The following is a 23,639-nucleotide window of genomic DNA, read 5'->3' as shown; positions in this document are numbered from 1 at the left end:
CCGTCTTGCGCCCCGAACGTGCCAGGATAGCGGGCGCTGTCGGCGATCTCGGGGTGACTGACGCGAACCTCACCGCCGACGCGACTCCGTCAGTCGTCCACCGTCGAGGCCTGCTCGCTCGTCTCCGTTCGCGGATCGGAGGCCATCGTCGGCGCGTCCTTCGTCGAGACGGCCCCCTCCGCCCGGAGTTCGGCGAGGGACTTCGGGAACGTGCGGAGCTCCTTGTGAATCGCGAGCCCCGCCTTCGCACCCTGCCCCATCGCGACGGGGATCTGGTTGTGGCCGGGCGTCAGGTCGCCGACGGCGTAGAGGCCGTCGACCGAGGTTCGGCCGTGGTCGTCGACGGCCACCGTCCCGTCGTCGTTCAGATCCGCACCGAGCGACGCTGCGAGGCCGTTGTTGTACTCGCTGCCGTACATCGCGAACCCACCTCTGTACTCCCGAACCGTTCCGTCGCCGGACTTCGTCCGGCTATCAGTGGGACGTGGTCCCACGCTGTCGGCGAATTCCAGCGCCTCGAGCCAGCCGTCGTCGCCGTTTCGAACGCCGGTCACGTCCTCGTGGACGATATCGACGGGGTGTCCCTCGAGCACGGTCGCCGTCTCGTCGCTCCAGGTCGGCTCGTCACCGCGGAGCAACAGATCGACGTCGTCGGTGAAGTTGAGCATGATCATCGCGACGTGGGCCGCGCTCTCGCCGTGGCCCATCACGTAGACCGGCTCGTCGACGAACATGTAGGCGTCGCAGTGCAGACAGTAGTGGAGTCCGCGCCCGGTTCGGGGCAGCGGTGGCTCGGGTCGCTCGTCGGTAAAGCCGGTCGCGAGGACGACTCGCTCCGCGACGGCCGAGCCGTCGGTCGTCTCGAGCGCGAACGAGTCGCCGACTCGTTCGATCCCCGTCACGAACTCCCGTCGGTAGTCGGCGCCGTACGACCGGAGCTGGTCGACGGCCGTGGAGAGGAAGTCGGCCCCCGACACCGATTCGGGGGTCCCGATGACGTTGTGCGTGTCCCGCATCATCGCGGCGCGGCCGCCGCCGCGGTCGAAGACGGCGGTCTCGTGGCCGAGACGCGCGGCGTACAGTGCGGTCGTCAACCCCGCCGGGCCGCCACCGACGACGGCGACGGCGTATCGATCATCGTCCGTACTCGACTCGGGAGTCGTTCCGCTGAGGTCACTCATAGTAACTCGGTAACGCTTCCTCACCGATAAGTATCAGCTAACGATACCGTTACTCGGTTACGAGACGGTAAGCCCCCTATCGGTGACGGCGGTTCGGTAACGGGAGCGGCGTTCGACTGGTCGCTCAGGAGTAACTGAATGTTAGTAGGTTACGAGATATAACTATAAGGGGCGGCGACTCCTCACCGCCGACTATGGACGAGTCGACACGGGGAGTCGAAGTCTGGTGTTCGGGCGAGGACTGGTGTCCGATCACCTCCACGGCGACGCTGATCGGGAAGAAGTGGCACACCGTCATCATCCACCGACTGCTCGAGAACGGGCCGCTCGGGTTCAACGCGCTCGAGGAAGAGGTTGACGGCATCTCGAGTAAGGTCCTCTCGGACGCGCTGGACGACCTCGAGGAGAAGCGGCTCGTGAACCGCGAGATCGTCAGCGAGAAGCCCGTCCGCGTCGAGTACTCGCTGACCGAACTCGGCGAATCGCTCGAGCCCGTCATCGCGGAGCTGCGCGATTGGGGGCGCGAACACCTCGAAGCGGCGGCGGACGAGGAGAGTTCGATCGCCTGATCGGTCGCCGCGGACCGGCTCGAGCGAGACGCGGATCGGCGTCGAAACCGAAGTCGGGCTATCGGGAACGGGACCGGCGTGCGCTTCGGAACCGTCGGACGCGACCGGTAAGCAATTATGTGGGAGTCGCTCGTTACCGTCGCTATGAGCGATCCGTTCGTCGTCGTCGGCGGTGACGCAGCGGGAATGTCCGCGGCGAGCAAGGCGAGACGCGAAGCGCCCGACCGCGAGATCATCGTCTTCGAGACGGGCGAGTGGGTGTCCTACGGCGCGTGCGGACTTCCCTACTACGTCAAGGGGGAGATCCAGTCGCTCGAGGGCCTCGTCTCGGTCACCCCCGAGGAGTTCCGCGAGGAACGCGACATCGACCTCCGGACGGGTCACGAGGTCGTCGATATCGATACCGAGGCCTGGACGGTCACCGCCGAGAGCGAGTCGGGGACGGTCACGGAGTCCTACGGCGATCTCCTGCTCGCGACCGGCTCGGAAGCCGTGGTGCCGCCGATCGACGGCACCGACCGCGAGGGCGTCTACACGCTCGGCTCGATGAGCGACGGGAAGGAACTCCGCGAGTACGTGGCCCGCGCCCGCGACGGCGAGGGCTTTCAGCAGGCCGATCGGGGGCCGGCCTGTCGCTACCTCGAGGACTGTGCCGGTCCCGTCGGCGTCGTCGGCGGCGGCTACATCGGGATCGAGATGGCCGAAGCGCTTTCGGCGAACGGGTTCGAGGTGAACCTGTTCCAGCGCGGCGACCGGGTCCTGAAAGGCTTTAGCGAGGAGACCAGCGAGTACGTCGCCGACCACCTCCGAGACGAGGACGTCGCGCTCCATCTCGGCGCCGAAGTCGCGGCACTCGCGGGCGGCGACCGCGTCGAGGCCGTCGTCACCGCCGACGACCGGATTCCGGTCGAGATGGTCCTGATCGGCACCGGCGTGCGACCTCGGACCGATCTCGCGGAAGCCGCCGGAATCGAACTCGGCGAGACCGGCGCGATCGCGGCCGACGCCTACCGCGAGACGAGCGCGCCGGACGTCTACGCCGCGGGCGACTGCGCCGAGGCCACCCACGTCGTCACGGGCGAACCGGCGTTCGTCCCGCTGGCGCTGACCGCCAACCGACACGGTCGGGCGGTCGGTCAGACTGTCACCGGGACGCCGACCGAAGGCGGCGGGGTCGCCGGGACGGCCGCCGTCAAGGCCTTCGACGTCGAGGCCGCGCGAACCGGACTCCTGGACCACGACGAGGCCCGCGCGGCCGGGTTCGATCCGGTGACCGAGACGGTGACGGCGAAGTCGCGCGCGGGCTACTACCCCGACAGCGGGGACGTGACGATCACGCTGACCGCCGACCGCGACTCCGAGCGCGTCCTCGGAGCCAGTCTCGTCAGCGAGTACGGCGAGGGGGCGGTGCATCGCAGCCACGCCGTCGTCGCGGCGCTCTCGGAGCGAGCCACCGTCGCCGACGTGGAGAACTACGACCTCGCGTACGCGCCGCCGTTCAATTCCACGTGGGATCCCGTCCTCGTCGCCGCGAAGGTCCTCGGCGGAACGCTTCGGGACTGACGGGGCTCGAGTCGCGTTACTCCGCTGAACGGAGTTCCGGCAGGCCGGCTTCGATCTCGTCGCGCCGGTCTTCGAGCCACTCCGGGAGGACGAGGCGCTCGCCCAGTTCCGCGAGGTCCTCGTCGACCGTGTATCCCGGCTCCTTCGTGGCGAACTCGAAGAGGACGCCCCCGTGTTCGCGGGCGTAGACCGATTCGAACCACTTGCGGTCGATGATCTCGGTCGGCCGGAGCCCCTGCCCCTGGAGCACGTCGCGCCACTCGGGCTGGTCGTCTCTCGTCGTTCGAAACGCCACGTGGTGGACGGTGCCGGCACCGGGCTGTCCGCGCGGAGCCTGTGGCTCCTCGCGGAGGTCGACGACGTATCCCAGTTCGCCGTCGCTCTCGAATCGCCGGCGACCGCCGGCGTCGTCGGTTTCGCTGTAGCCCATCGTCCGCAGAAGTTCCGCGGTTGGATCGGCCGTCGCCAGCGACAGCGTCACGCCGAAGAAGCCCCGAATCGCGTGCTCGTCGGGAACCGGTCCCGCGGGCGGATCGCCGGCGGGTGCGTCGGATCGAGCGACCAACTCGAGCGGGAGGCCGTCGGGATCACGGAACGAAACGACGGTGTCGCCGAACCGCGTTTCCGTCTCGGCGTCGACGTCGGCGTCCGCCAGTCGATCGGTCCAGAACTCGAGCGACTCGGCCGGGATCAGGAACGCGACCGCGCTGGCCTGTCCGGTGCCGACCCGTCCCGGACGGGCGTCGGTGTAGGGAAAGAACGTCATGCTCGTCCCGGGGCTCCCGCCACGGTCGCCGTAGAACAGGTGATAGACCGAGACGTCGTCCTGATTCACGCTCCGCTTCACCAGACGGAGCCCGAGCGTCTCGGTGTAGAACTCGAGGTTGCGACGGGGGTCGCTGCCGATGGCGGTCACGTGGTGGATGCCGGGAATGTCGTCGGGCATACGCGGACGTACGCGAGGCAATGTCAATAAACCCTGGAACGAACGAGGCGGACGCCGAGGCCCCTTCGGCCGTCACGGACGCTATTCTCGCGCGTCCGCCTTCGCGAACCGATCGCCGTTGAGAGAGTACACGTGCTGTCTGGCGTCCGCGAACGAGATCTGCGAGTCGACGAGGTCGTGTTCCTCGAGTTGCTGTAACGCGTAGCGGACCGTTCGAGCGGGGAGCATCGTCTCCTCGGCGAGTCGAGACTGGGTGAGACTTCCCTCGTGTGCGAGGACCGTCAGCACGAGTTTGGCGCTCGGCGGCGTCTCGTCGACGGCGTCCGGGGCGGTTTCCGCGGTGAGAACGATCTGGTCACTCATGTATCGTTCCTCTCGCCGCGAACCGTCTTTAATGATGCCATGCAACGTCTCGCCCTCGTGAACCCGGCGCTATCGACTTCGTTCGAACCCGTCTCCACCTCGTCGACGACGTCACTCCCGGAGGAAATCGCTCGCGAGGCCGGGGAAGATCGTCTCCCCGAAGTGGACCGCGAGGACGACGACGATCGGACCGAGGAACAGCCCCCACCAGCCGAAGGCGAGCGTACCGAGGAAGTAGCCGAGGAGGACGAGCCCCATGTGAACGCCGCTGCGCGCGGAGAGGAACGACCGCGCGAAGAAGTCGGGGACGGTGTCGATGACGACGAACGTGAGCGCGAAGAACGCGATCGGGTGCCAGAGCGGTTTCGGGGTCGTCAGCGCGACGCCGAGGAGAACCACCCCGTATGGGACGTAGACGAGCTTCATCCCGACGGCCGGGATCAGCGTCCCGATTCCGATGAGCAGGGAGAGCAACACCGGCGTCCCGACGACGGTCCCGCCCGAGGCGACGACATTGAGCCCGTAGTACGTGACGGCGGCGGCGGTAGCTGCCACCAGGATAACCGCCAGATTGCTGAGGAAGACCGTCTCGAGGTCGTCGTCGACCGCTCGAGTGTACGAAACGATGTCGTCGTCGTGATCGATACTCTCGTAGAACCACTGACGCAGCTTCCCGTCGTCCCGCAGGAGGTAGAAGAGAATCGTGAGCATGAGAAAGAACCGGGCGACGACTGAGAACACCGCTCCAGCAATCGACAGCAGCTGACCGACGGCTCCCGGGACGCCCCGTCGAAGCGCGCCCGCGAACGAGCCGCCGGAGCCGCTCCCGAGCGCGTCTCGAAGTTCGCCCACGTTTCCCTGACGAACCGGCTGCAGATACGGCTCGAGGGCCGACCGGTAGGCCTCGAGGTCGCTCGCGGCGAGGAACTGATCGAGTTCCCTGAGCCCGACGACGGCCGCGTAGGCGACGACGGCGAGCATCGGTAGGATGACGAACAGGATCGTGGCCGCCGCAGTTACGTTCGGATGGTCGATGACCCGATCGAGCTGGCGGTAGAGCGGCCGCGTCGCGTAGTACAGGAAGATCGCGAAGAGGAACGGACCGATGTACCTGAAGAGAGCGAGTCCGATCAGCGCCGCGATAACCCCTCCGAGCACGACCCAAGCGACGCGCTTGCCGTCCCAACTGTCGAACACGCCCATAATCACTGCTACAGGAGTGAGCGTCAAAAACGCCCTGCCGGAAAGTAAAACGGTACTCGATGCGTGACCGTCCGCTCGAGGAACCATCGTGCGCGTCTCGCCGACGGCGCGCGACCGCGCTGACGGCGTTACTCGATCACGGCTCGCGTCTGCAGGTACTCGACGCGGATCGCGTTGTCTCCGAACCAGTCTTCGAGCGCGGCGACGGCGTCCCGGCGGAGCGCGGCCCGCGCGTCGTCGTCGTTCATGCGCCGGAGGACGGGCGAGAGCGGGCCGGACTCCTCGGCGAACTCCCGCCAGAAGTGACTCGGGGTGGCGTACCGGAACTCGAGCAGTCGGCGCTGGAGCGAGCAGTCGGTGACGTCGGCGAACTGGTCGCGGACGAAATCCGGCTCGCCCCACCGCAGGTGCGACCACGGATCGCTCGGCGGTTCGGCGACGTGGTCGGACATGACTTCCGTGAGGTCCCCGACGACGCCGTTGGGCGACCAGGCGGTGAAACAGACTCGACCGCCGGGTTTCGTCACGCGTCTGAGTTCCGCGCCGGCGCGGGCCGAGTCCGGCGCGAAGACGTGGCCGAAGTTCGAGAGGACGACGTCGAACGCGTCGTCCGGGACGGGGAGCGTCTCCGCGTCGCCGGTGATCCAGTCGATATCGGCTTCGGCGAGCAAGGCGTTGTCGCGAGCCAGCTCGAGCATTCCGTGAGCGAGATCGAGGCCGACGACGTTCGCGCCCGCTCGACGGGCCGTCAACGCGGCGTTACCGGTCCCGCAGCCGACGTCGAGGACGCGGTTGCCCGGATCGATACCGGCGGCGTTGACCAGTCGCGCGATGGCGGGCAGCATGTTCGGCGCCATCGCGGGATACCGACCGGCCGACCAGACGTGTCTCGCCGATCGATCGTCGGGCTCGGTGGGGTCGTCCATAGTCGGTGATCGGTCGCCAGCGGCAAAAGTCGATAGCCGCCTCGAGTCCGCTCGTCGAGGTGAGCGAATCGTCCCCGCGAGCGAGCGCTTATCTGCCGCGAGGTGGACGGGCCGGGTATGACTCGCGTCGCGCTGATCGCCCACGACGAGAAGAAGCCGGCTCTCATCGAGTTCGCGCAGACCCACGAGGAACAACTACGGCGGTACGACCTGATCGCGACGGGCACGACGGGACAGCGGCTCGTAGACGAGACCGACCTCGCGGTCGAACGCAAGGAGTCGGGGCCGCTCGGCGGGGACCTGATGATCGGCTCGGAGGTCGCGGCGGGGAAACTCGACGGGATCGTCTTTCTCCGGGATCCGCTGCGAGCCCAGCCTCACGAGCCCGATATCTCGGCGCTCCTACGGATCTGTGACGTTCGAAACACGGCGCTCGCGACGAATCTCGCCTCCGCGGAGTTCCTCATCGAGGGGCTCGCAGAGTAGTTTCATCGAGGGGCTAGGTAGTTGCACCGGGGCCTCGAAGAGCAGTTCGTCGTCGGCTCCGAAGAGCGATCACTGCGCGGGTGAGCACCGAGCTCGCATCTCCGCGAGGACAGGCTACTTAATACGTCGGCTTCGAACGTACTGGTATGACTGTCTACGAGAGCGACCTCCCCGGCGTCGGAAAGAAGTTCGAGGTCGAACTCGAGAACGAGGAGCGACTCGTCATCGTGACGCACAACACGGGGAAACGTGAGGTGTTCCTGAAGGCGGACGCGGACGCGGACGGCGACAAGCTGTTCGAGGCCTCGGATCGGCTCGCCCGGAAGATCGGCACCATTCTGGAGGGGGCGTACTTCCAGCCGGTGCAGGCCGACCAGGTGGAGACGATGCTTTCCGAGGACACCTACCTCGAGTGGTACGGCGTCGCCGAGGAGGCAGAAGTCGCCGGCCAGAGCCTCGCCGAGGCGAACATCCGCGAGCGGACGGGCGTCTCGATCGTCGCCATCCAGCGCGGTGAGACGCTGATCTCGCCGCCGACCCCGGAGACGGTCCTCGAGATCGGCGACACCCTAGTCGTCATCGGCGACCGAGAGGACTGCGCCCAGTTCGAGGAGCTGCTCGGAGCCGGACTCGACGAGTGATCGCCACAGATGCATCTTCCGGAGGCGACCGCTAGTGGCGACTGAAACCGCGCTCGTCGACGTCGGCATCCTCTTCGCTGCGGTTGCGTTCGCCGGGATCTGCTCGAGTCGAATCGATCAGTCGGTGATCCCGTTCTATATCATCGTCGGGGTGTTGCTGGGGTCGAACGTGCTCGGCGAACTCCCCGCGCTCGTCGGGAGCGAGGTCGGCGTCGGCGGCGTCTCGGTCGTCGTTCCAGAAGTGACGGTCGGCGGGATGGACCTCCTCGCGGCGCTCGGCGGACTCGCCCTCGGCGAGACGGATTTCATCGTCGTCGGCGCCGAGATCGGGATCGTCCTCCTGTTGTTCTTCCTGGGCCTCGAGTTCAACCTGGATCGGCTGCTCGCGAGCAAGGATCGGATCGGCAAGGCGGGGAGCGTCGATCTCGCGCTCAATTTCGGGATCGGATTGGTTTTCGGCTATCTCGTCTTCGGGAGCTTCCTCGCGGCATTTCTCACCGCCGGGATCGTCTACATCTCCTCGAGCGCGATCATCACGAAGTCGCTGATCGATCTGGGCTGGATCGCGAACGACGAGGCCGAACCCCTGCTCGGGACGCTCGTCTACGAGGACCTCTTCATCGCCGTCTACCTGGCGATCGCGTCCGCGCTGGTCTTGGGCGGCGGCGACATCGGCGAGGCTGCGGGCCAGATCGGGATCGCGATCGGCGTCATCCTCGCGCTGCTCGCGCTCGTCACCTTCGGGACCGACTTCTTCCAGCGGTTTCTGGACGCCGACACCAACGAGTTCGTCGTCGTCCGTGCGCTCGGCGTCACGATCCTCGTCGCCGGGATCGCGCTCGCGCTGGGCGTCAGCGAGGCCGTCGCCGCGTTCTTCGTCGGGATGGCCTTCTCGTCGACCGACCACGTCCACGATCTCGAGCGACTGCTCGAGCCGCTCCGGGACGCCTTCGCGGCGATCTTCTTCTTCTGGATCGGCCTCGTGACCGATCCGGGGCTGTTCACGCTCTCGATCCTCGGAATGATCGTCGCCGCCGTCGTCGTGACGACGCCGACGAAGATCGTCAGCGGCTACCTGGGCGGCCGGATCTACGGGCTCGACGACCGTCGCTCGCTCCGAGTGGGCTTCGGGATGGCCACCCGCGGCGAGTTCTCCCTGATCATCGCGAGCCTCGCGCTCTCGGGGGCCGGCACCGGCCTCGCCGCTGAGACGGCACAGACGATCTACGCGTTCACCGTCGGCTACGTCCTCGTCATGAGCATCCTCGGCACGTCGCTCATGCAGTACTCGAGTCGGATCGAACCCGTTGCCGTCGCGGCGCTCGAGCGCAGGCGAGGGGGGACAGACCGGCCGGCCGACAACTGACGCGGTGCCGTCGGTCCCGTCTTCTGACCGCCGCGGTACTGTCTCCGGAACGCCGTCGGTCCCGTCGCTGGAACGCCGTCGGTACCGTTCCAACTGCGAGCAGTTCCACGCCGGATCGGAAGGGATAGCTTCAACCCGCTCGAGTCCCCTGTCACTCCTATGCTACAGGCGGTCGTCTTCGATCTCGATTACACGCTCGCCGTTCCCCGGCGGGATCGAGCGACGATTCTCGAGGATGCCACGACCGCAACCGGCGCGCCGTCGCTCACTCGCGACGCGTATCTCGCGGCCCACCGCCGGAACCTCACCACCGAGACGCGCGAGCCCATCTTCGCCGACCTGCTCGCGGACAGCGAGAGCGACGCCGATCCGGCCGCGGTCGCGACGGCCTACCGCGAGACGATCGCCGACGACCTCGAGGCGCTCCCCGGCGTCGAAGCCATGCTCGCGGACCTGCGCGGGGAGTACCGGGTCGGCCTGCTCACCAACGGCCCCGTCCGCGCCCAGCGGGACAAACTCGAGACGTTAGGCTGGGAGGACGCCTTCGACGCCGCGCTCGTGACGGGCGAACTCGAGGCCGGCAAGCCCGATCCGCGCGCGTTCGAGGCGATCACCGGCGAACTGGGCGTCGACCCCGCCGACGCCGTCTACGTCGGCGACGAGGTCGAGGCCGATATTCGGGGCGCGACCGAGGCTGGAATGCGAGCGATTCAGGTGCTGCTCGAGGACGGCCCCGATCCCGATCCGCGGGCCATCGCCCACGTCGAACAGCGGGAGATCGCAGCGACGATTCCGGGACTCGTCGCGACGCTCGAGTGAACCGGACCCTGTGAGAACCGCTTCGTTCCGGTGGCCGGTTTCTCCGGGCGAGCCGATGCGCGCGCCACAGAACCGTTCAGTACAGGGGAAGAGCACGTCACTCGAGATTGGTCAACCAGCGTGCGGTGGCGCGCGCTGTCGGCCGACCGAACGCCAGTGAGGGCGGCCAACGACGTTGCGCGAGGGATGAGCGAACGCTAGTGAGCGAATCGGTTGGGGAGGGTGAGGCGCTCCTAGTTGCCAGAAGGAGTCGTTGTGGAATAACAGACGGGTTGTCTAACCAGATAGGTTCTAATGAGAAGGGACGCGCCCGAGTGTCCTGCGACCGTGGCAACAGGGAATTTCCACACCCTCCCCAGCCGATTCGCTCGGTCATGCTTCCCTCGCTCATCCCTCGCGCAGTGTCGTGCCGCGGTTCACAGTGGTTCGCGGCTCCCTGCGGTCACCGCTCACACCATCGAGGCCTTCACTTCGTTCAGGCCTCGCAGTTCACCGCGGCCCAGCGCGCGCCGCCGCTCGAGGAACAGTCGGTCAGGAGAGATCCGTCCTACGCGTCGGGTTCCTCGAGCCGGCGGCTCACAGCCTGTAACACGTCCGTGGCTCGCTTGACCTCGGCTCCGCTCTCGACGAAGACGAGCGTTTTCGGCGGCTGCGTCGCCTTCGGCCGGACCCGAAGGTCCACGTCGGCTGCCGCCTCGGCCGCGACGTCCTGTCCCGCTTCGAACTCGAGGTGTGCCCTGTCCTCGTGAACGAACGCGCGAGCGATCCGCTCGTCTCGACGCGTGACGTCGTAGGCGCGAGCGCCGTCGGCCGTCGGCTCGACGTCTCGATCGGCGTTGGTCACGGCGAAGCGCGCGAGTTCGCCGTCCTCGCGGCCGTCGATCTCGCTCGAGAGGAGTTCGGCGATCCGGCGGCCGTCGGTGATTCGGTCGTCGACCATACCGGTCGGTCGGGGCGGCGGGATTAACCGTCTTCGGTGTCGAGCACGGCCTCCCGGGCGATCGGGGCGAGGTCGCCGACGTCGATTCCCTGCCGGCGGGCGTAGACGACCGCGGCGGCCTCGATGGTCAGGCCGAGTTCCTGCTGGAGCGTGTTGATCGCGCCGACGGCCTCGTGTTTCTCCATCCCGTCGGCGACCAGCGAATCGAGCACGCGTTCGAACGCGGAGCGCTCCTGCAGGAGGTCCTCGTTCGGGGCGAACTCCTCGGGTACCGTCACCGCGGCGGGATCGAAGGTCACCTCGAGACCGTCGTCACCGCGCTCGAGGAGGCCTTCCCGCGTGGCGACGTCTATCAGCCGTTTGGCCTGATCGGGGGAGAACCAGTCCCGATCGAGCGAGAGGGCGACGACGACCTCGTTTTCCTTGAGGCGACGCGCGCCGTGCTGGATGAACGGGGCGGCGACCGCGACGCGAAGGCTCATCGGAGACGACTTGCTCGAGCGGTGAGAAAACGATGGCGGTTCCGGGCGATACTCGTCTCGGAAATCGGGGTCGCCGCCGAAATCGGGACCGGCGGCGATCAGTCCGAGGCGCGTCCGCCGCTGCCGCCGTTGCCGCCGTTGCGGTCGGCTCTCGACGGCGGCGGGAACTCGGCCGCGGTCGGCTCCGGCGTTTCGGGCAGGACGCAGCGGTCGGGCTCCCGATTGACGTGATAGTACCGTTCCGGCGCGTTCGCGAGGGGGTGTGCGGGGTTCTGATCGCTGTCGATGCGGGCGGCCCGGACCTCGTCGAACCCGTTGAGTCGGGCCTGAATGCCGCGCCAGTGATACTGCGTCGCGGTCGGGACGGTGACCGGACGGGGCGATTTCCCGTCCGGATGGCGGGTCGCGAGGATGGCGTTGTTGACGTTGCTGGCGAGCGCGTCGTGGTCGATGAGGACCCCGACGGCGGCGTCACGCGGCGCTCGAGCGGCGAGGACATCTAATCCGAGATGCAGCGCCCGATACTCGGCGACGTTATTATCCGGCGGCGTATCCGCGGTCGCGACGCGTGCGACGCGCGTGCCGTCGCGCGTTTCGATAACGGCACCCAGCCCACCGCCGGAGTCACGGAAGGACCCGTCGGTTGCGACGTAGAAATCACGATGGTGGGTCCGCGGGGGGTGGGCGATGTGGGGAGTGGGCGACTCGTCGAACAAATCCCGCAGTGCGGGCCGGCCGTGAGCGGCCATACCAACGCGTAGGCTATTTGGACACTTAACGATACCGCCCGTGGTAACAGATGACAATATTTCACACGGGAGTCAGCCGTTCGACGCCGTATCGGTACACATCCCGCGAGGAAGTACTAACTGATTGTGAATGTCCCTTCGAAAAGATTATTTTCGGCATTTTGGGCCTGAAACGGCTGAACTACCGATCAGAGGGAGATCCCGGTTTCGACCGATCGATCCGGACCCTATCTGTGTTGGCGGTAGGTGTAATACCGCCTGGTACTTGGTCAAAGTATGAACCAGACGAACGCCAGTCGGATGGAAGCGGCGTGCTCTCTCCTCGCGGAATCCGAACGGCGGTACCTGCTCTACCAGCTGGCGGACGACCGAACGGCGAACCTCGAGGATCTGGTTGCGCAGGTCGCCGCCTGGGAGCTCGACGTCCACCCCGACGCGATCGACAAGGAGAGCAGACAGCGAGTGTACGTCTCGTTAGTCCACAATCACTTGCCGCGACTCGAGGATTACGACATCATCGAATACGACCTGCGAAGCGGCGACATCGTGCTGGCAGCGGGATTCGAAGACGTCAAACCCCTCCTCGAGCAGTTCCGGCAGACCGAGGACGAACCCGAGATCCGCCAGCGACCCCCGCTCTAAGGCGCGTATTCTGAGCCGTTGTAATACGGCGGACCAGCTGTAACACGGCGGGTCAGCCGTAATACGGCCGGCCGAGGCTGCGATCCGGCGGCGACAGGTTTTCGACCCTTCAGGCCACGACGGAGGCGGCTCAGTGGCGGCTCGCTTCCGACGTTTCGAATCGAAACGAATAGGAGACTTTCTCCCGAACGGGACAGCGTGTCCCGGTATCGAAATCTCGCTCTCTTTCTGACGCTCGCAACGCTGTGGGGCGCGGCGTTCGTCGCGATCAGTGCGGGACTCTCGTATATCCCGCCGATCCTGTTCGCGGCGTTGCGCTACGACATCGCCGGCATCGTGATGCTCGGCTACGCCGCAGTCGCCGTCGATCGGTGGCGGCCTCGCACCGGAGCGGAGTGGCGGCAGGTCGCCGTCGGCGCCGTGCTCCTGATCGCGGCCTACCACGCCTTCCTGTTCGTCGGCCAGCAACACACCACGGCGGCGGCCGCCGCTATCCTGGTGAGTCTCTCGCCGGTTCTGAGCACCGGGTTCGCTCGAGCGCTCGTCCCCGCGGACGCTCTCTCCCCGGTCGGCATCGTCGGCGTCGTCGTCGGCCTCGCCGGCGTCGCGGTCATCGTCCGGCCGGATCCCTCGAACCTCCTCGCGACCGGCATCGTAGCGAAGGGGCTCGTCTTCTGTGCTGCGGCGGCGTTCGCGCTCGGCAGCGTCCTCACCCGCCGTTTCGACACCTCGCTGCCGATCGAGACGATGGAGGCCTGGTCGATGCTCGGCGGCGCGCTCGTGTTACACCTCGTCAGCGTCGCGATCCGCGAACCGCTCGAGCCGGCCGCGTGGATCCACCCAGAGGCGATCGGCGCGCTGGCCTACCTCTCGCTCGGCGCGAGCGCGATCGGTTTTCTCGTCTACTTCGACCTGCTCGAGCGACTGGGTGCCGTCGAGATCAACATGGTATCCTACGTCGCACCGATCGTCACCGCGGTGGTCGGCTGGTTCTATCTCGACGAAGTGGTCGATGCGGCGACGCTGCTCGGGTTCGGGCTCATCGCGGTCGGTTTCTGCCTCGTCAAACGACGGGCGATCCGACGGGAGTTCGGCCACGTTCGATCGCGCGGCTCGAGCGAGTGATCCGCGCGCCGCTACCGGCGATGCGCGTGGCCGACGTACAGCGCGAGGAGGTTGCCCAGGAGCAAGCCGAGAAACAGGAGCCCGTCGAACGAGGACGACAACCCGGTCGCGAGCACCGGGACGTACAGAATCGGCATCGTGATCGCCGTCCAGAATCCCGCGGCGCGGATCGGAGTGGCGAGCCCCGGTGTCGCTCGCTCGAGCATGCCGTCCTCGTCGTCACGACGTTCGCTCGGCGGGCTCGAGTCGGCGGATCGACGGTCGGTGAGGGAGGGCGGGCTCGCCATTGGGGGAGGTAGGTATTCGCTTCGGCGACGCAAATACCGGTCCCACCGTTTCGAACGATTGTGACTGATTCAACGGAATCGTCCGCAGTGAACGAGCGGTTTACCGATCGAAACGATGATGGCACCCCCAATTAGGAAACAGATTCGATCCGATTCGGATGAGAGTTTAAATGGGAAGGGGCGGCAACGCTCGCCATGAGCGATATCGAACGCATCGAACGGCGGCTGTCGACCGTCGAACGCGCGGTGGTCGACGGCGACCTCGAACTGGCTGCCGTCGGCGACGCCGCGTCCCTCACCGAGGACCTCGCGGCTCTCGCCGAACTGATCGACGCCCACGAGCAACGGATCGCCGATCTCGAGGGCCGGATCGATGCACTCGACGGACTCGTCGGTTCCGTCGAATCGGTCAACGAGACCGTCGAGCAGCGGGCCAACGGGGCTATCGCGGCCGTCGATCGGCTCGAGTACCGCATCGACGAACTCGAGCGCGTTGTCGACTCTAGCGGTACCGGCGATTCCGACGTTGGTGGGGCTACCCACGACGATCGAGCGGGTATCGGGCCCGACCGTGGAGCTGAGACTCCAGATGGTGGAAGGGAACCGTCCGATAGCGACGGAGCGGGGGCCCGAGGGAAGACGGCCGCGGCAACCGTCTCAGCCACCGATGGATACGGTTGCGGGGCACCACTGCCGGTCAGTTCGAACGAGCAAGCCGATGGCTCGCTCTCCGTCGAGCAGACTGCAACGGAAATCGTCGCACCACCGACCGGCCGAGACGAGCGGCCGAACCGACGGGACGCTCCAAGGTCCGACGATCGAGCGGATTCGACGGCGACGAGCGCCGATAGCACCCGGACTAGGAGACGGGCCACGCAGGACGCGCTCGACTGTCGGCTCGCGGACCCGGCGAACGGCGATCGCTCGAGCGAGAGATCAGCGTCGAGCGAGGGATCGGCGTCGAACGAGGACGACGAACCCGGGGGCGGCGTCTTGGAGTCGCTTCGGTCGAAGCTTCCGTGATCCGAATCGTCGTCGCCGTTCTGCTCGCGATCGCCCTCATCGTACTCGCCGTCCCGGCGATCGAGCGGGGTGCATCGCTGAACACGCAGCGGCAGGTCGAAACGAGCATCGCGGCGATCGACGATGCGGCGACGTCTCTCGTGGAAACGGAAGCAGTCTCCCCCGACGACCATCCGAACCCCAGGCGAGTCGTCGACGTGCGACTGCCTCGAGGCTCGCTCACGACCGAATCCGTCGTTCACTTCGAGATCACTGTGGCGGAGAACGGACGGTATAGCTCCGTTCGGTACGTTCTCGCCGACGGAACGACGCGGACCGAGGTGATCGACGAACCAGTGGTCTGGGACGACCCACGCGGCACCGAATCGGTCGAACTCGACGGAGCCGGTGCGGTGCAACTCGTGTTGTCGCTCCGAGCTGACGAGAACCGAACGCCGGTCGTCGTCGCCACCCGTGCTCGAGTTTAAATTGGATGCCGCTGCCAGCATCGGTATGTCTCCGGACGGGACCACCCGCCTTCGATCGGTCATCGACGATCTGGCCCTCGGCGGCGTGTTCGGAAATCGAACCGACACTGCCTCGTCGTGTGACTGCACCGTATCGTTCGACGACGAGACGCTCGTTCTCGACACGACCGACTGCGACGGCGACCTCGAGGACGCGACCGATTGCCGTCGAACGGCGATCGAAGCGCTCGCCGAGCGAGCGGCCACGCGGATCGTCGTCAGATCGAACGGCCTGGAACGCCGGTACGCCGACCGCGGCGTCGACCTCCTCGAGTCCGCCGGACGGTTCATCTCGCTTCTCGGCGAGCGCGACGAGCGGCTGGCCGCGGCCGCTGCGCGGGATCCGATCGCCGTCGCTTCGGAGGTTCGAACGAGAGCCGGACCGATCGCCGATATCGGCGTCGAATCGGGGCTGATCGCGGCGGCGACCGATCTCGAGAGCGACGAGACGGTCCTGCCCGCCACCGTCGGGCTCACGATCGGCCAGTACTTCGTCGACCGAACGATCGACGACGGCGCGCATCTCCGGGACCTCCAGTCGTTGCGGACGGGAAGCGAGGCGCGAATCTACGGCCGGCCGGGCGACGTTCCGCGATACGCTCTCGACGTGGTCGATACGGCCCTCTCCGAGACGGACCGGCGACGGCTCCTCGAGGGATACGAGGCGATCGCCGAGGGGGTCGTCGAGGGCGATCGCGCGGCCTCCCGTGCGATCGAGTACGCCGGCGACGGGCCGGCCGACCCGCTTTTGACGGCTATTCTGACGAAGCACACGAGCGGGTACGGGATTCTCGAGGACCTGTTCGCCGATCCGCGTGTCACCGACGTGTACGTCACGTCGCCGGTGGCAGCGAACCCGATCCGCGTCGTCGTCGACGGGGAGTCGATGCCGACGAACGTTCAGCTCACGCCCAACGGAGCGCGAGCACTCGCCTCGCGGGTTCGCCGCACCAGCGGGCGAGCGTTCTCCCGGGCGAGTCCGACGGTCGACGCGACGGCTTCGCTCGGAGACGGTACCGGGATTCGGGTCGCGGGTGTCACCGATCCGGTCGCGGACGGAATCGCCTTCGCCTTCCGGGAGCAGCCCGCCGACGAGTTCACGCTCCCGGCACTCGTCGCGAACGGAACCGTCCCGGCGGCGGTCGCGGCGTTTCTCTCGGTCGCCGTCGAACGCAACGCCGCGACCCTCATCGCCGGAACTCGGGGATCGGGGAAGACGACGCTACTGGGGACGCTTCTGTACGAACTGACTCCGAAAACGAGAACGGTTCTGATCGAAGATACGCCCGAGCTCCCGGTCGAGGCGTTGCAGTCGGTCGGCCGCGACGTGCAGGCGCTCCGAACCGGAACCGGCGACGGGCCCGAAATATCGGCCGCGGAAGCGCTCAGGACTGCGCTTCGTCTCGGCGACGGTGCCCTCGTCGTCGGCGAGATCCGCGGTGAAGAAGCCCGGGTCCTCTACGAGGCCATGCGGGTCGGTGCGAACGCCAACGCAGTGCTGGGCACGATACACGGCGACGGTGCCGACGACGTCTACGAGCGGGTAGTTTCCGACCTCGGCGTCGAACCGTCGTCGTTCGGCGCGACGGACGTCGTCGTCACCGTTCAGGCCTATCGGGCCCCTGATGGACGAAATCGACGACTCGCCGGGGTCGAGGAAGTCGTCGGGACCGGCGACGACATCCGATTCGAACCGCTGTACGAACTCGAAGGCGACCGCGCCGTCGCGACGGGGCGGATCGATCGCGGCGAGAGTCGGATCGTGAACCGACTCGCCGGGCCGACCGAGGACTACGCCGCCGTTCGGCGGGCGATCACCTCGCGAACCGAACTCCTGTCGACGCTCGCGACCGACGGTCGGACCAGCCCGCAGGCGGTCGCGACAGCGTACGCCGATCGGGGCGGCGAGTGATCTCGAGATGTCGGTAGTACCGTTCCTCGTTCAGTCGCTCGCCGCACTGTATCCTGCTGATGTCGATCCCAGTGATGCCCTCGCGGAGTCGCTGTCGTTTACCGAGTCCCGGTACGACGGTGAGACGATCGTCCGAGCGGGATACGGAGCCGGTATCGTTGCCGCCGTCATGCCGCTGCCGTTGTTGCTGACGCCGGCTCCGATTCCGTTCGTCCTGTTTTTCGTGTTCGTGTTCCCGCTCGCGGCGATTCACGGCGTCCATTCGATGCCGCACTTGCAGGCGGCGTTCCGCAGAACCGAGGCGCTCGGCGAGACCCCGAACCTCGTCGGGCGGGCCGTGTTGCGAATGCAGGTACAGCCGGCACTGGAGAGCGCGGTTCGGTTCGCGGCCGAGACCGGCTCCGGCCCGTTGTCCACGAGTCTCGGCGGTCACATCGATCGATCGATCGGAACGGCCGGGACGGGCCTGCTCTCGTTTGCCGAGGAGTGGGCCGAGTGGTTCCCGGCGCTTCGGCGGTCCTCGCATCTACTCGTTGCCGCCCAGGACGCGCCAGACGCCGAACGCGTCCGAACGCTGGATCGGTCGCTCTCGGCCGTTCTCAACGGCACTCGCAGCCAGATGGCGGACTTCACGTCGGCGATCCGCGCACCGGCGACCGGCCTGTTCGCCTTCGGGATCATGCTCCCGCTCGCGCTCGTCTCGCTCGTTCCGACGGTGCCGATGGTCGGCTACTCCGTCAACATCTGGCTGTTCGTGTTGCTGTACAACGTCGTTCTCCCCGGAACCCTGGTCGCGGCGAGCCTCTGGTTACTCGTCCGTCGACCGGTCGCGTTTCCGCCTCCCACGATCGACCACGGTCATCCGGACGTTCCCGATCGGCTCCGATTGCGGTTGTTATGGGGAATCCTCGCCGGCATTTGTGGGTACGTAACGATTGCCGCGGTTGGCCCCGGTCACCTGGCACCGGTCGCGGCGATCGGCCTCGGGGTCGGCGTCGCACTGGTCGCAACTTACTATCCGATTCTCGCGGTTCGGCAGTACGTCCGCGACGTTGAAGCCCACCTGACCGACGCGCTCTACATCGTCGGCCGACAGGTCGCCGAAGGCGAATCCGTGGAGTCGGCGGTCGAACTCGCCGGCGACCGCGTCCCCGCCGAGACCGGTGCCGTCTTCGAAGACGCCGCCGGTGTTCAGCGGCGGCTCCATACGGGCGTTCGAGCGGCATTTCTCGGTCAGTACGGTGCCCTTCGGAACGTCCCCAGCCCCCGGACTCGAGGGACCGCCGCGTTGCTCGCCATCGCCTCGGACGAAGGGAAACCCGCCGGCCGCGCGATCGTCTCCATGGCCGACCATCTGGAGGAACTCGAGGCGGTCGAAGCCGAGACGAAACGAAACCTCGAGCAGGTCACCGGGACGCTCGACAACACGGCGGCGTATTTCGCGCCGCTCGTCGCTGGCGCGACCGTGGGCATGGCCGCCATGATGTCGAGCGAGGATATCATCGCTTCGGGCGAGGTGGACGCCGCCGCGTTCCCCGCGGAATCGCTCGCGATCGTCGTCGGTCTCTACCTGATCGCGCTCTGTTTCATCATCACTCCGCTCTCGATCGGGCTTCGTCACGGTCTCGATCGGGCCCTCGTCGGGTACCACGTCGGTCGAACGCTCGTCTCCGCGATGCTCCTCTACGTCCTGACCGTAGCCGTCATCGGCGTCTTGCTCTGATCAGTTCGGGCCCGCGCTCGTCGCGTCACGGCGCTCGATCCGGCCTCGTTTCGATCCGGACGCGGATTTAAATACGAACACGCGGCCACCAGCAGCATGGATCTGGAGACGCCGATCGATTCGTGGTACGTCTGGCTCGCCGTCTCGATCGTCAGCGCCGCCGTCGCCGGTATCGCACTCGGACTGCCGACCGGACCACCCCCGGACGCGAATCAAGCCGCAAATACCATCGAACGAACCGCGGGGAGCTCGTACGGCGCGAGCGCGACGTACGGTCACGACGCGACCGAGATCAGGTTCGACGGCCGAACGCTCGCGATGCGAAACGAGCACGGCACCTCCCGGGCGAGTCTCAGCTACGGCCACGTCGTCCCCGTGATGGGGCACGAACGCCTCGAGAACCTCTCCGAGGGACGCTCCTTCGAAGAAGAGTACGCGGCGGAACTCGATGAGACGGAGACGAACGCGCTCGAGGTATTTCTCGAGGACATCGAAGATGCGTACGCGGATAACTCCGGCGAATGGCGGACCGCGGACGACCAGTTACGGGTCCGAACGGTCAGTACGACGCCGGTTCCGACGATACGCGCGTCTGTCGAAGCGATCACCGCAGGGCACTCGACTCACGACGTCACGTTCGCGTACGAGGCGAACACTGACACGAAGCTGACCTTTGACGTTCAAAGCGAGGAACAGGACGCATACATCGAGAAAACCGTCGACGCGACCCCCTCGAGAGAAACCGCGCCCGCTGGACCGTACGATTTCCAGAAGAACAGTTGGTTAGAGTTTCCAATCCGCGTCGAGGTTACCGCCGAGAGCACCACCCTCTGCGAGGAGACTATCCGAGCAGACCGCGGCAGTGAGATGGTACGCGTCTGTGAGTCCGGGGGAGAAACCATCGACATCTCGGACGAAATCGTCGAGACCCACGGATACGTGAACCGAAACCGGGAATCGGAGTCGTTCTATGTCACGCTCGTCACCGTCTAACGGACGGCGCGGGCAGACCGAGCCGCTCGCCGCGCTCGTCGCCGTTTCGGCGCTCATCGTCGGTATCGGACTCTACGGCCTCTATCTGACGGATACGCTCCCCGGAACTACCGACCGGACGACCGAGGAGACGGCAGTGACTCGGATCAAAGGGGACATCGAGACCGACGGCGTCGTTCGCAGTTCCGATCACGACGAACTCGAGGCCCTGATCGAGACGGAATCGCTCCCTCACGGACGGAACGTCTACGTGCAGGTAACGATCGTCGAAGACGGCCGCGAGACCGTCGTCGCCGACGCGTTGTTCGGAACTGACGGGCAGTCGAACCGAGACCCGATCGAGAGCGGCGAGTTCGAGGAACCGCCGGCCGAAGCGGGCGTTGCCACCCGTCCCGTCGCCGTCGCCACGAGGCCCGGTGCGGTCCGCGGTGGAACCCTACTCGTAGGGGTGTGGAACGGATGAGACCGAATCGGGCTGTGAGTACGGTCATGGACGTCGCGATGGCCCTCCTGCTCGTTAGCGCCAGCGTCCTGCTGATCGGGATCCACCTGCACGACTCGGACGACGGAGTCGACGAGCATCGAGCCGATCGGACGGCCGAACTTCTGGGCGAATCGACCATCAGCGTTCAGTACAGCCTCGAAGACGCTGCGCCGATCGCCGATCGGCAGGGGGAGTACCACCGCACCGAGTATGGCTCGGCCACCGGACTCCTCGCGGAGGCGGCCGTCGCGAACGTCAGCGTCGACGGCACTCGAATTCGTCCCGCCGGCGACGAGTTCGAAACCGCCGTCGGTGCGTCCGTCGAGAGCGCACTCATCGGATCGAGCCGAAATTTCTACGTCATCGCCGAGTGGGAGCCCTACGACGACGCGGCGATCAACGGTACGGCGACGGCCGGCGAACGACCGCCACCGGACGAGGACGTCTCGAGCGTCACGCTGACGGCCTCGAGCGGTATTCCTGCCGTGAATTCGAACGAGGTTGAAACCGCGTACGTGGACGCAGACGCGTACGAAGCAGTTGGAATGCTGATCGGAGACACGATCGTCGACGGCTACTTCCCGCCCGCGCCAACCCAACGATCCCTCGAGAGTCAGGGGCTTTCCCACGAACTCACCGTCTCACAGTACGAGCGGATGGTGAAACCCCTCGAGTACGAGTTCACGGGGACGACGGCTCCGGCCCACCACGGCCCGCTCAAGCGCGAGGAGGCGGACGCGGTCGAAGCGAACGCGCAGGTGGTTCGCGGGATCGCGAACGCGGACACGTTCGGCCGACGCGGGCTGGGACACTGGCTCGGGGAGGATCTACAAACGGCGCTGGCAGACGAAATCGCGGCGATCGAGGGACAGTACGACGGCAAGCGACAGGAGGAGGAGATCGCGGCGTTGCTCGCCGAGAGAATATCGACCGACGAGGTCACGATTACGATTCAAACCTGGTACGTATGACACGCAGACCCCACACAGTTTCGATCGCAGCCGACGACCGAGCCCGGATTCCGTTCGCCCTGATCGCCGTACTGCTACTGGTCAGTAGCATCGCGATCGTCGGCGTGTTGGAGTCCAGAGAAACCCCAGACGTCGACACCGATCAGGCGCTCGCCATGGACCGCGCCGAGTCGGTCGCGGTCGCCGAACTGCGGCAGGCGGTCGTCCGCGCGACCGAGGATGCCGCCGGTGCTCCCGTCACGTCGACCGACGGGGCCGATGCAGCCGTCAGCGACGCGATGGACGACGACGAGGACGTCTTCGACCAGTACCTGAAACTCCTCATCTACCGAGAGGTTTCGGAGTCGTTCGCGAGCGCCCACCAGCAATTCGATGGGGAAACGACCGCGGCGGCCTCCGTCGAACGGATCGACTGGAGCGACAGCGACGACCTCGAGGCGGCGATCGATCGCGTTTCGCTCGAGAAGGGCGAATCGGGCGTCCTCACCGTCGCGGTCGACGGCATCGAACTCACCGTCGACGAAACGGGGAGCCAGCCAGTCACAGAGCAGCGGGAACTGTCGGTGACGGTCGGCACGCCACTCTACCAACTCAAAAACCGGACCGAGGAGTTCCAATCGCAGCTCAATACGGGCTTTTTCGAAAGCGACGGCCGTTACGACGGCTTCGGGCGGTACTTCGCCGCTCGGATGTATCCGTACGCGTGGGGGAAAGCCTACTACGACCGCCTCGGCAGCGGTGATCGCGCCTTCCACAATCTCACACCCAACGAGCACACCGAAGTCATGGTCAACGACGCCGTCTTCGGGCTTCAGGAGAAGACCTTCGGTACAACCGACCCGTATAAAGACCGGGCCATGCTCTTACCAACGCTCTGTATGGCCGGCGATCTCGCCTCGAGTGCGGGCGACATCGAAACCTCGGACTTTCTCCCGAACGGTGAGGCGAGTAATCTCTCCAATCGGACGGACCTCTGTGACAGCGATCTGATCGATCAGGAAGGGGAGCTCCCGGATCCGCCGACTGTACAGGATATCGTGCTGACGATGCTCGAGGATAACGTCGAGACCGACGTTGAGATCCAGGCGCATCCGTTCGCCGATGTCGCGTATATGCAGATGGCTAGTGGAGCGACTATTAATGAGGTAGAAGCACAATTCAACAAAACACTGCTTCAATCTGGCCGATTCAATGATAATTATTTAAATAGTTATTTTTCCGACCAAGTGGAAAACGGTGAGATAGCCGATAAATTGGGGGACTATGATGAAAATGTTATGTCGGGGATTAGAGGTATGTATGATAGCGCTGAGGATCAAAATGGTATAAAAGAAATAATTGAAGACATATATAAGGTTGAGGTTTATACAGAAGAGAATGGACCTTTCAAAGATGATGAGCTTCCAGTTCCCTCTCCACCGGAGAAATGGGCTAAATACCCTGGGAATTGGTCTGGTCCACTCAATGTAACCTATTATGCTAGTAACTCTCCAGTAGATGCTGATGTCTCAATTAATATAAGATCCAATAATAGAAATACCGAATTTGACAATCAGAATCTAGCTAAGATCGACGTTAAATACAAAAACTCGATTAATGTCCAAGCAGAATGGGAACACAAGGATGAAAACCGGTCTTCACACACATATCGGAACCGATGAAATAACATTACGTATAGCTCAAGTTATAAAATCATAGGTGATTTTGTCTCGGATACTATTGCGGCAAAACGTGAGTCT

At 65.7% G+C, this 23,639-nt stretch carries 25 protein-coding genes; 16 read left to right on the top strand and 9 right to left on the bottom strand.

What is annotated here, in order from left to right:
- Window positions 1-89: 89 nt before the first annotated feature.
- Complete coding sequence (locus AC0QDI_RS11205; protein ID WP_474668113.1) at window positions 90-1,181, bottom strand: NAD(P)/FAD-dependent oxidoreductase; 1,092 nt, start codon at window positions 1,179-1,181, stop codon at window positions 90-92.
- Window positions 1,182-1,375: 194 nt separating this feature from the next.
- On the opposite strand from AC0QDI_RS11205, the gene AC0QDI_RS11200 reads away from it, so the two are divergent.
- A complete protein-coding gene (locus AC0QDI_RS11200) occupies window positions 1,376-1,750 on the top strand; it encodes a winged helix-turn-helix transcriptional regulator (protein WP_474668111.1) in 375 nt (124 codons plus the stop codon).
- A gap of 144 nt (window positions 1,751-1,894) precedes the next feature.
- Entirely contained in the window at window positions 1,895-3,313 is a 1,419-nt protein-coding gene (locus tag AC0QDI_RS11195; RefSeq protein ID WP_474668109.1) for an FAD-dependent oxidoreductase, read from the top strand.
- A gap of 16 nt (window positions 3,314-3,329) precedes the next feature.
- Here the strand turns inward: AC0QDI_RS11195 and AC0QDI_RS11190 are convergent, their stop codons facing one another.
- From AC0QDI_RS11190 to AC0QDI_RS11175, 4 genes are all read right to left on the bottom strand, one after another.
- The gene (locus tag AC0QDI_RS11190; RefSeq protein ID WP_474668107.1) at window positions 3,330-4,259 is read right to left on the bottom strand and encodes a ring-cleaving dioxygenase; all 930 of its coding nucleotides are present in this window, start codon (window positions 4,257-4,259) and stop codon (window positions 3,330-3,332) included.
- Window positions 4,260-4,340: 81 nt separating this feature from the next.
- The gene (locus AC0QDI_RS11185) at window positions 4,341-4,622 is read right to left on the bottom strand and encodes a MarR family transcriptional regulator (protein WP_474668105.1); all 282 of its coding nucleotides are present in this window, start codon (window positions 4,620-4,622) and stop codon (window positions 4,341-4,343) included.
- 111 nt (window positions 4,623-4,733) lie between these two features.
- Window positions 4,734-5,825: an AI-2E family transporter gene (locus AC0QDI_RS11180; protein WP_474668103.1), complete on the bottom strand. Its 1,092-nt coding sequence runs from the start codon at window positions 5,823-5,825 to the stop codon at window positions 4,734-4,736.
- A 128-nt stretch (window positions 5,826-5,953) separates the two neighbouring features.
- A complete protein-coding gene (locus AC0QDI_RS11175) occupies window positions 5,954-6,751 on the bottom strand; it encodes a class I SAM-dependent methyltransferase (protein WP_474668101.1) in 798 nt (265 codons plus the stop codon).
- Window positions 6,752-6,868: 117 nt separating this feature from the next.
- Here AC0QDI_RS11175 and AC0QDI_RS11170 point away from each other — a divergent pair, with 117 nt between their 5' ends.
- The 4 genes from AC0QDI_RS11170 (at window position 6,869) to AC0QDI_RS11155 (ending at window position 10,063) form a co-directional block, all read left to right on the top strand.
- Complete coding sequence (locus AC0QDI_RS11170; protein ID WP_474668099.1) at window positions 6,869-7,237, top strand: methylglyoxal synthase; 369 nt, start codon at window positions 6,869-6,871, stop codon at window positions 7,235-7,237.
- Window positions 7,238-7,383: 146 nt separating this feature from the next.
- Window positions 7,384-7,878 carry a cation:proton antiporter regulatory subunit gene (locus tag AC0QDI_RS11165; RefSeq protein ID WP_474668097.1) on the top strand — a complete coding sequence of 165 codons (495 nt, stop codon included), beginning with the start codon at window positions 7,384-7,386 and terminating at the stop codon, window positions 7,876-7,878.
- A gap of 34 nt (window positions 7,879-7,912) precedes the next feature.
- Window positions 7,913-9,244: a cation:proton antiporter gene (locus AC0QDI_RS11160; protein WP_474668095.1), complete on the top strand. Its 1,332-nt coding sequence runs from the start codon at window positions 7,913-7,915 to the stop codon at window positions 9,242-9,244.
- A 159-nt stretch (window positions 9,245-9,403) separates the two neighbouring features.
- On the top strand, window positions 9,404-10,063 hold the full coding sequence (locus tag AC0QDI_RS11155; RefSeq protein WP_474668093.1) for an HAD family hydrolase: 660 nt from the start codon (window positions 9,404-9,406) through the stop codon (window positions 10,061-10,063).
- Between the two features lie 547 nt (window positions 10,064-10,610).
- On the opposite strand, the gene AC0QDI_RS11150 is transcribed toward AC0QDI_RS11155, so the two are convergent.
- From AC0QDI_RS11150 to AC0QDI_RS11140, 3 genes are all read right to left on the bottom strand, one after another.
- Window positions 10,611-11,003, bottom strand: coding sequence for a DUF7993 family protein (locus AC0QDI_RS11150; RefSeq protein ID WP_474668091.1), 393 nt, complete (start codon window positions 11,001-11,003; stop codon window positions 10,611-10,613).
- Between the two features lie 23 nt (window positions 11,004-11,026).
- The gene (locus AC0QDI_RS11145) at window positions 11,027-11,485 is read right to left on the bottom strand and encodes a DUF2240 family protein (RefSeq protein ID WP_474668089.1); all 459 of its coding nucleotides are present in this window, start codon (window positions 11,483-11,485) and stop codon (window positions 11,027-11,029) included.
- Between the two features lie 98 nt (window positions 11,486-11,583).
- On the bottom strand, window positions 11,584-12,234 hold the full coding sequence (locus AC0QDI_RS11140) for a ribonuclease H family protein (RefSeq protein ID WP_474668088.1): 651 nt from the start codon (window positions 12,232-12,234) through the stop codon (window positions 11,584-11,586).
- 276 nt (window positions 12,235-12,510) lie between these two features.
- Here AC0QDI_RS11140 and AC0QDI_RS11135 point away from each other — a divergent pair, with 276 nt between their 5' ends.
- Together AC0QDI_RS11135 and AC0QDI_RS11130 are read left to right on the top strand one after the other, a co-directional pair.
- Window positions 12,511-12,876: a DUF7344 domain-containing protein gene (locus AC0QDI_RS11135; protein ID WP_474668086.1), complete on the top strand. Its 366-nt coding sequence runs from the start codon at window positions 12,511-12,513 to the stop codon at window positions 12,874-12,876.
- Between the two features lie 198 nt (window positions 12,877-13,074).
- Window positions 13,075-14,001: a DMT family transporter gene (locus tag AC0QDI_RS11130; RefSeq protein ID WP_474668084.1), complete on the top strand. Its 927-nt coding sequence runs from the start codon at window positions 13,075-13,077 to the stop codon at window positions 13,999-14,001.
- A gap of 11 nt (window positions 14,002-14,012) precedes the next feature.
- On the opposite strand, the gene AC0QDI_RS11125 is transcribed toward AC0QDI_RS11130, so the two are convergent.
- Window positions 14,013-14,288 (bottom strand): DUF8028 family protein, encoded by a 276-nt coding sequence (locus AC0QDI_RS11125; RefSeq protein WP_474668082.1) that lies wholly within the window; start codon window positions 14,286-14,288, stop codon window positions 14,013-14,015.
- A gap of 195 nt (window positions 14,289-14,483) precedes the next feature.
- Here AC0QDI_RS11125 and AC0QDI_RS11120 point away from each other — a divergent pair, with 195 nt between their 5' ends.
- The 8 genes from AC0QDI_RS11120 to AC0QDI_RS11085 all read left to right on the top strand — a co-directional run bounded on the left by AC0QDI_RS11120 (window position 14,484) and on the right by AC0QDI_RS11085 (window position 23,561).
- The gene (locus AC0QDI_RS11120; protein WP_474668081.1) at window positions 14,484-15,311 is read left to right on the top strand and encodes a DUF7310 family coiled-coil domain-containing protein; all 828 of its coding nucleotides are present in this window, start codon (window positions 14,484-14,486) and stop codon (window positions 15,309-15,311) included.
- A complete protein-coding gene (locus tag AC0QDI_RS11115; RefSeq protein ID WP_474668079.1) occupies window positions 15,308-15,778 on the top strand; it encodes a DUF7311 family protein in 471 nt (156 codons plus the stop codon). The genes AC0QDI_RS11120 and AC0QDI_RS11115 overlap by 4 nt, the downstream gene beginning before the upstream one ends.
- A 25-nt stretch (window positions 15,779-15,803) precedes the next feature.
- Window positions 15,804-17,729, top strand: coding sequence for an ATPase, T2SS/T4P/T4SS family (locus AC0QDI_RS11110; RefSeq protein ID WP_474668077.1), 1,926 nt, complete (start codon window positions 15,804-15,806; stop codon window positions 17,727-17,729).
- A gap of 7 nt (window positions 17,730-17,736) precedes the next feature.
- Window positions 17,737-19,452, top strand: coding sequence for a secretion system protein (locus tag AC0QDI_RS11105; protein ID WP_474668075.1), 1,716 nt, complete (start codon window positions 17,737-17,739; stop codon window positions 19,450-19,452).
- Between the two features lie 96 nt (window positions 19,453-19,548).
- Window positions 19,549-20,445 carry a DUF7283 family protein gene (locus tag AC0QDI_RS11100; protein ID WP_474668073.1) on the top strand — a complete coding sequence of 299 codons (897 nt, stop codon included), beginning with the start codon at window positions 19,549-19,551 and terminating at the stop codon, window positions 20,443-20,445.
- Window positions 20,423-20,908 (top strand): DUF7285 family protein, encoded by a 486-nt coding sequence (locus AC0QDI_RS11095; RefSeq protein WP_474668071.1) that lies wholly within the window; start codon window positions 20,423-20,425, stop codon window positions 20,906-20,908. Before AC0QDI_RS11100 ends, AC0QDI_RS11095 begins: the two co-directional genes overlap by 23 nt.
- Window positions 20,905-21,900, top strand: coding sequence for a DUF7284 family protein (locus AC0QDI_RS11090; protein ID WP_474668069.1), 996 nt, complete (start codon window positions 20,905-20,907; stop codon window positions 21,898-21,900). Before AC0QDI_RS11095 ends, AC0QDI_RS11090 begins: the two co-directional genes overlap by 4 nt.
- Window positions 21,897-23,561, top strand: a complete 1,665-nt coding sequence (locus AC0QDI_RS11085) for a DUF7286 family protein (protein WP_474668067.1) — start codon at window positions 21,897-21,899, stop codon at window positions 23,559-23,561. The genes AC0QDI_RS11090 and AC0QDI_RS11085 overlap by 4 nt, the downstream gene beginning before the upstream one ends.
- Window positions 23,562-23,639: the final 78 nt, after the last annotated feature.

This window comes from Natrinema sp. LJW11 (assembly GCF_056135975.1).
This window is presented reverse-complemented; position numbering and strand designations above follow the sequence as displayed.

Coding starts and splice junctions, on each gene's coding strand:
- AC0QDI_RS11205 (WP_474668113.1), bottom strand. CDS start 1,181: ATGAGTGACCTCAGCGGAACGACTCCCGAGTCGAGTACGGACGATGAT.
- AC0QDI_RS11200 (WP_474668111.1), top strand. CDS start 1,376: ATGGACGAGTCGACACGGGGAGTCGAAGTCTGGTGTTCGGGCGAGGAC.
- AC0QDI_RS11195 (WP_474668109.1), top strand. CDS start 1,895: ATGAGCGATCCGTTCGTCGTCGTCGGCGGTGACGCAGCGGGAATGTCC.
- AC0QDI_RS11190 (WP_474668107.1), bottom strand. CDS start 4,259: ATGCCCGACGACATTCCCGGCATCCACCACGTGACCGCCATCGGCAGC.
- AC0QDI_RS11185 (WP_474668105.1), bottom strand. CDS start 4,622: ATGAGTGACCAGATCGTTCTCACCGCGGAAACCGCCCCGGACGCCGTC.
- AC0QDI_RS11180 (WP_474668103.1), bottom strand. CDS start 5,825: ATGGGCGTGTTCGACAGTTGGGACGGCAAGCGCGTCGCTTGGGTCGTG.
- AC0QDI_RS11175 (WP_474668101.1), bottom strand. CDS start 6,751: ATGGACGACCCCACCGAGCCCGACGATCGATCGGCGAGACACGTCTGG.
- AC0QDI_RS11170 (WP_474668099.1), top strand. CDS start 6,869: ATGACTCGCGTCGCGCTGATCGCCCACGACGAGAAGAAGCCGGCTCTC.
- AC0QDI_RS11165 (WP_474668097.1), top strand. CDS start 7,384: ATGACTGTCTACGAGAGCGACCTCCCCGGCGTCGGAAAGAAGTTCGAG.
- AC0QDI_RS11155 (WP_474668093.1), top strand. CDS start 9,404: ATGCTACAGGCGGTCGTCTTCGATCTCGATTACACGCTCGCCGTTCCC.
- AC0QDI_RS11150 (WP_474668091.1), bottom strand. CDS start 11,003: ATGGTCGACGACCGAATCACCGACGGCCGCCGGATCGCCGAACTCCTC.
- AC0QDI_RS11145 (WP_474668089.1), bottom strand. CDS start 11,485: ATGAGCCTTCGCGTCGCGGTCGCCGCCCCGTTCATCCAGCACGGCGCG.
- AC0QDI_RS11140 (WP_474668088.1), bottom strand. CDS start 12,234: ATGGCCGCTCACGGCCGGCCCGCACTGCGGGATTTGTTCGACGAGTCG.
- AC0QDI_RS11135 (WP_474668086.1), top strand. CDS start 12,511: ATGAACCAGACGAACGCCAGTCGGATGGAAGCGGCGTGCTCTCTCCTC.
- AC0QDI_RS11125 (WP_474668082.1), bottom strand. CDS start 14,288: ATGGCGAGCCCGCCCTCCCTCACCGACCGTCGATCCGCCGACTCGAGC.
- AC0QDI_RS11120 (WP_474668081.1), top strand. CDS start 14,484: ATGAGCGATATCGAACGCATCGAACGGCGGCTGTCGACCGTCGAACGC.
- AC0QDI_RS11110 (WP_474668077.1), top strand. CDS start 15,804: ATGTCTCCGGACGGGACCACCCGCCTTCGATCGGTCATCGACGATCTG.
- AC0QDI_RS11105 (WP_474668075.1), top strand. CDS start 17,737: ATGTCGGTAGTACCGTTCCTCGTTCAGTCGCTCGCCGCACTGTATCCT.
- AC0QDI_RS11100 (WP_474668073.1), top strand. CDS start 19,549: ATGGATCTGGAGACGCCGATCGATTCGTGGTACGTCTGGCTCGCCGTC.
- AC0QDI_RS11095 (WP_474668071.1), top strand. CDS start 20,423: ATGTCACGCTCGTCACCGTCTAACGGACGGCGCGGGCAGACCGAGCCG.
- AC0QDI_RS11090 (WP_474668069.1), top strand. CDS start 20,905: ATGAGACCGAATCGGGCTGTGAGTACGGTCATGGACGTCGCGATGGCC.
- AC0QDI_RS11085 (WP_474668067.1), top strand. CDS start 21,897: ATGACACGCAGACCCCACACAGTTTCGATCGCAGCCGACGACCGAGCC.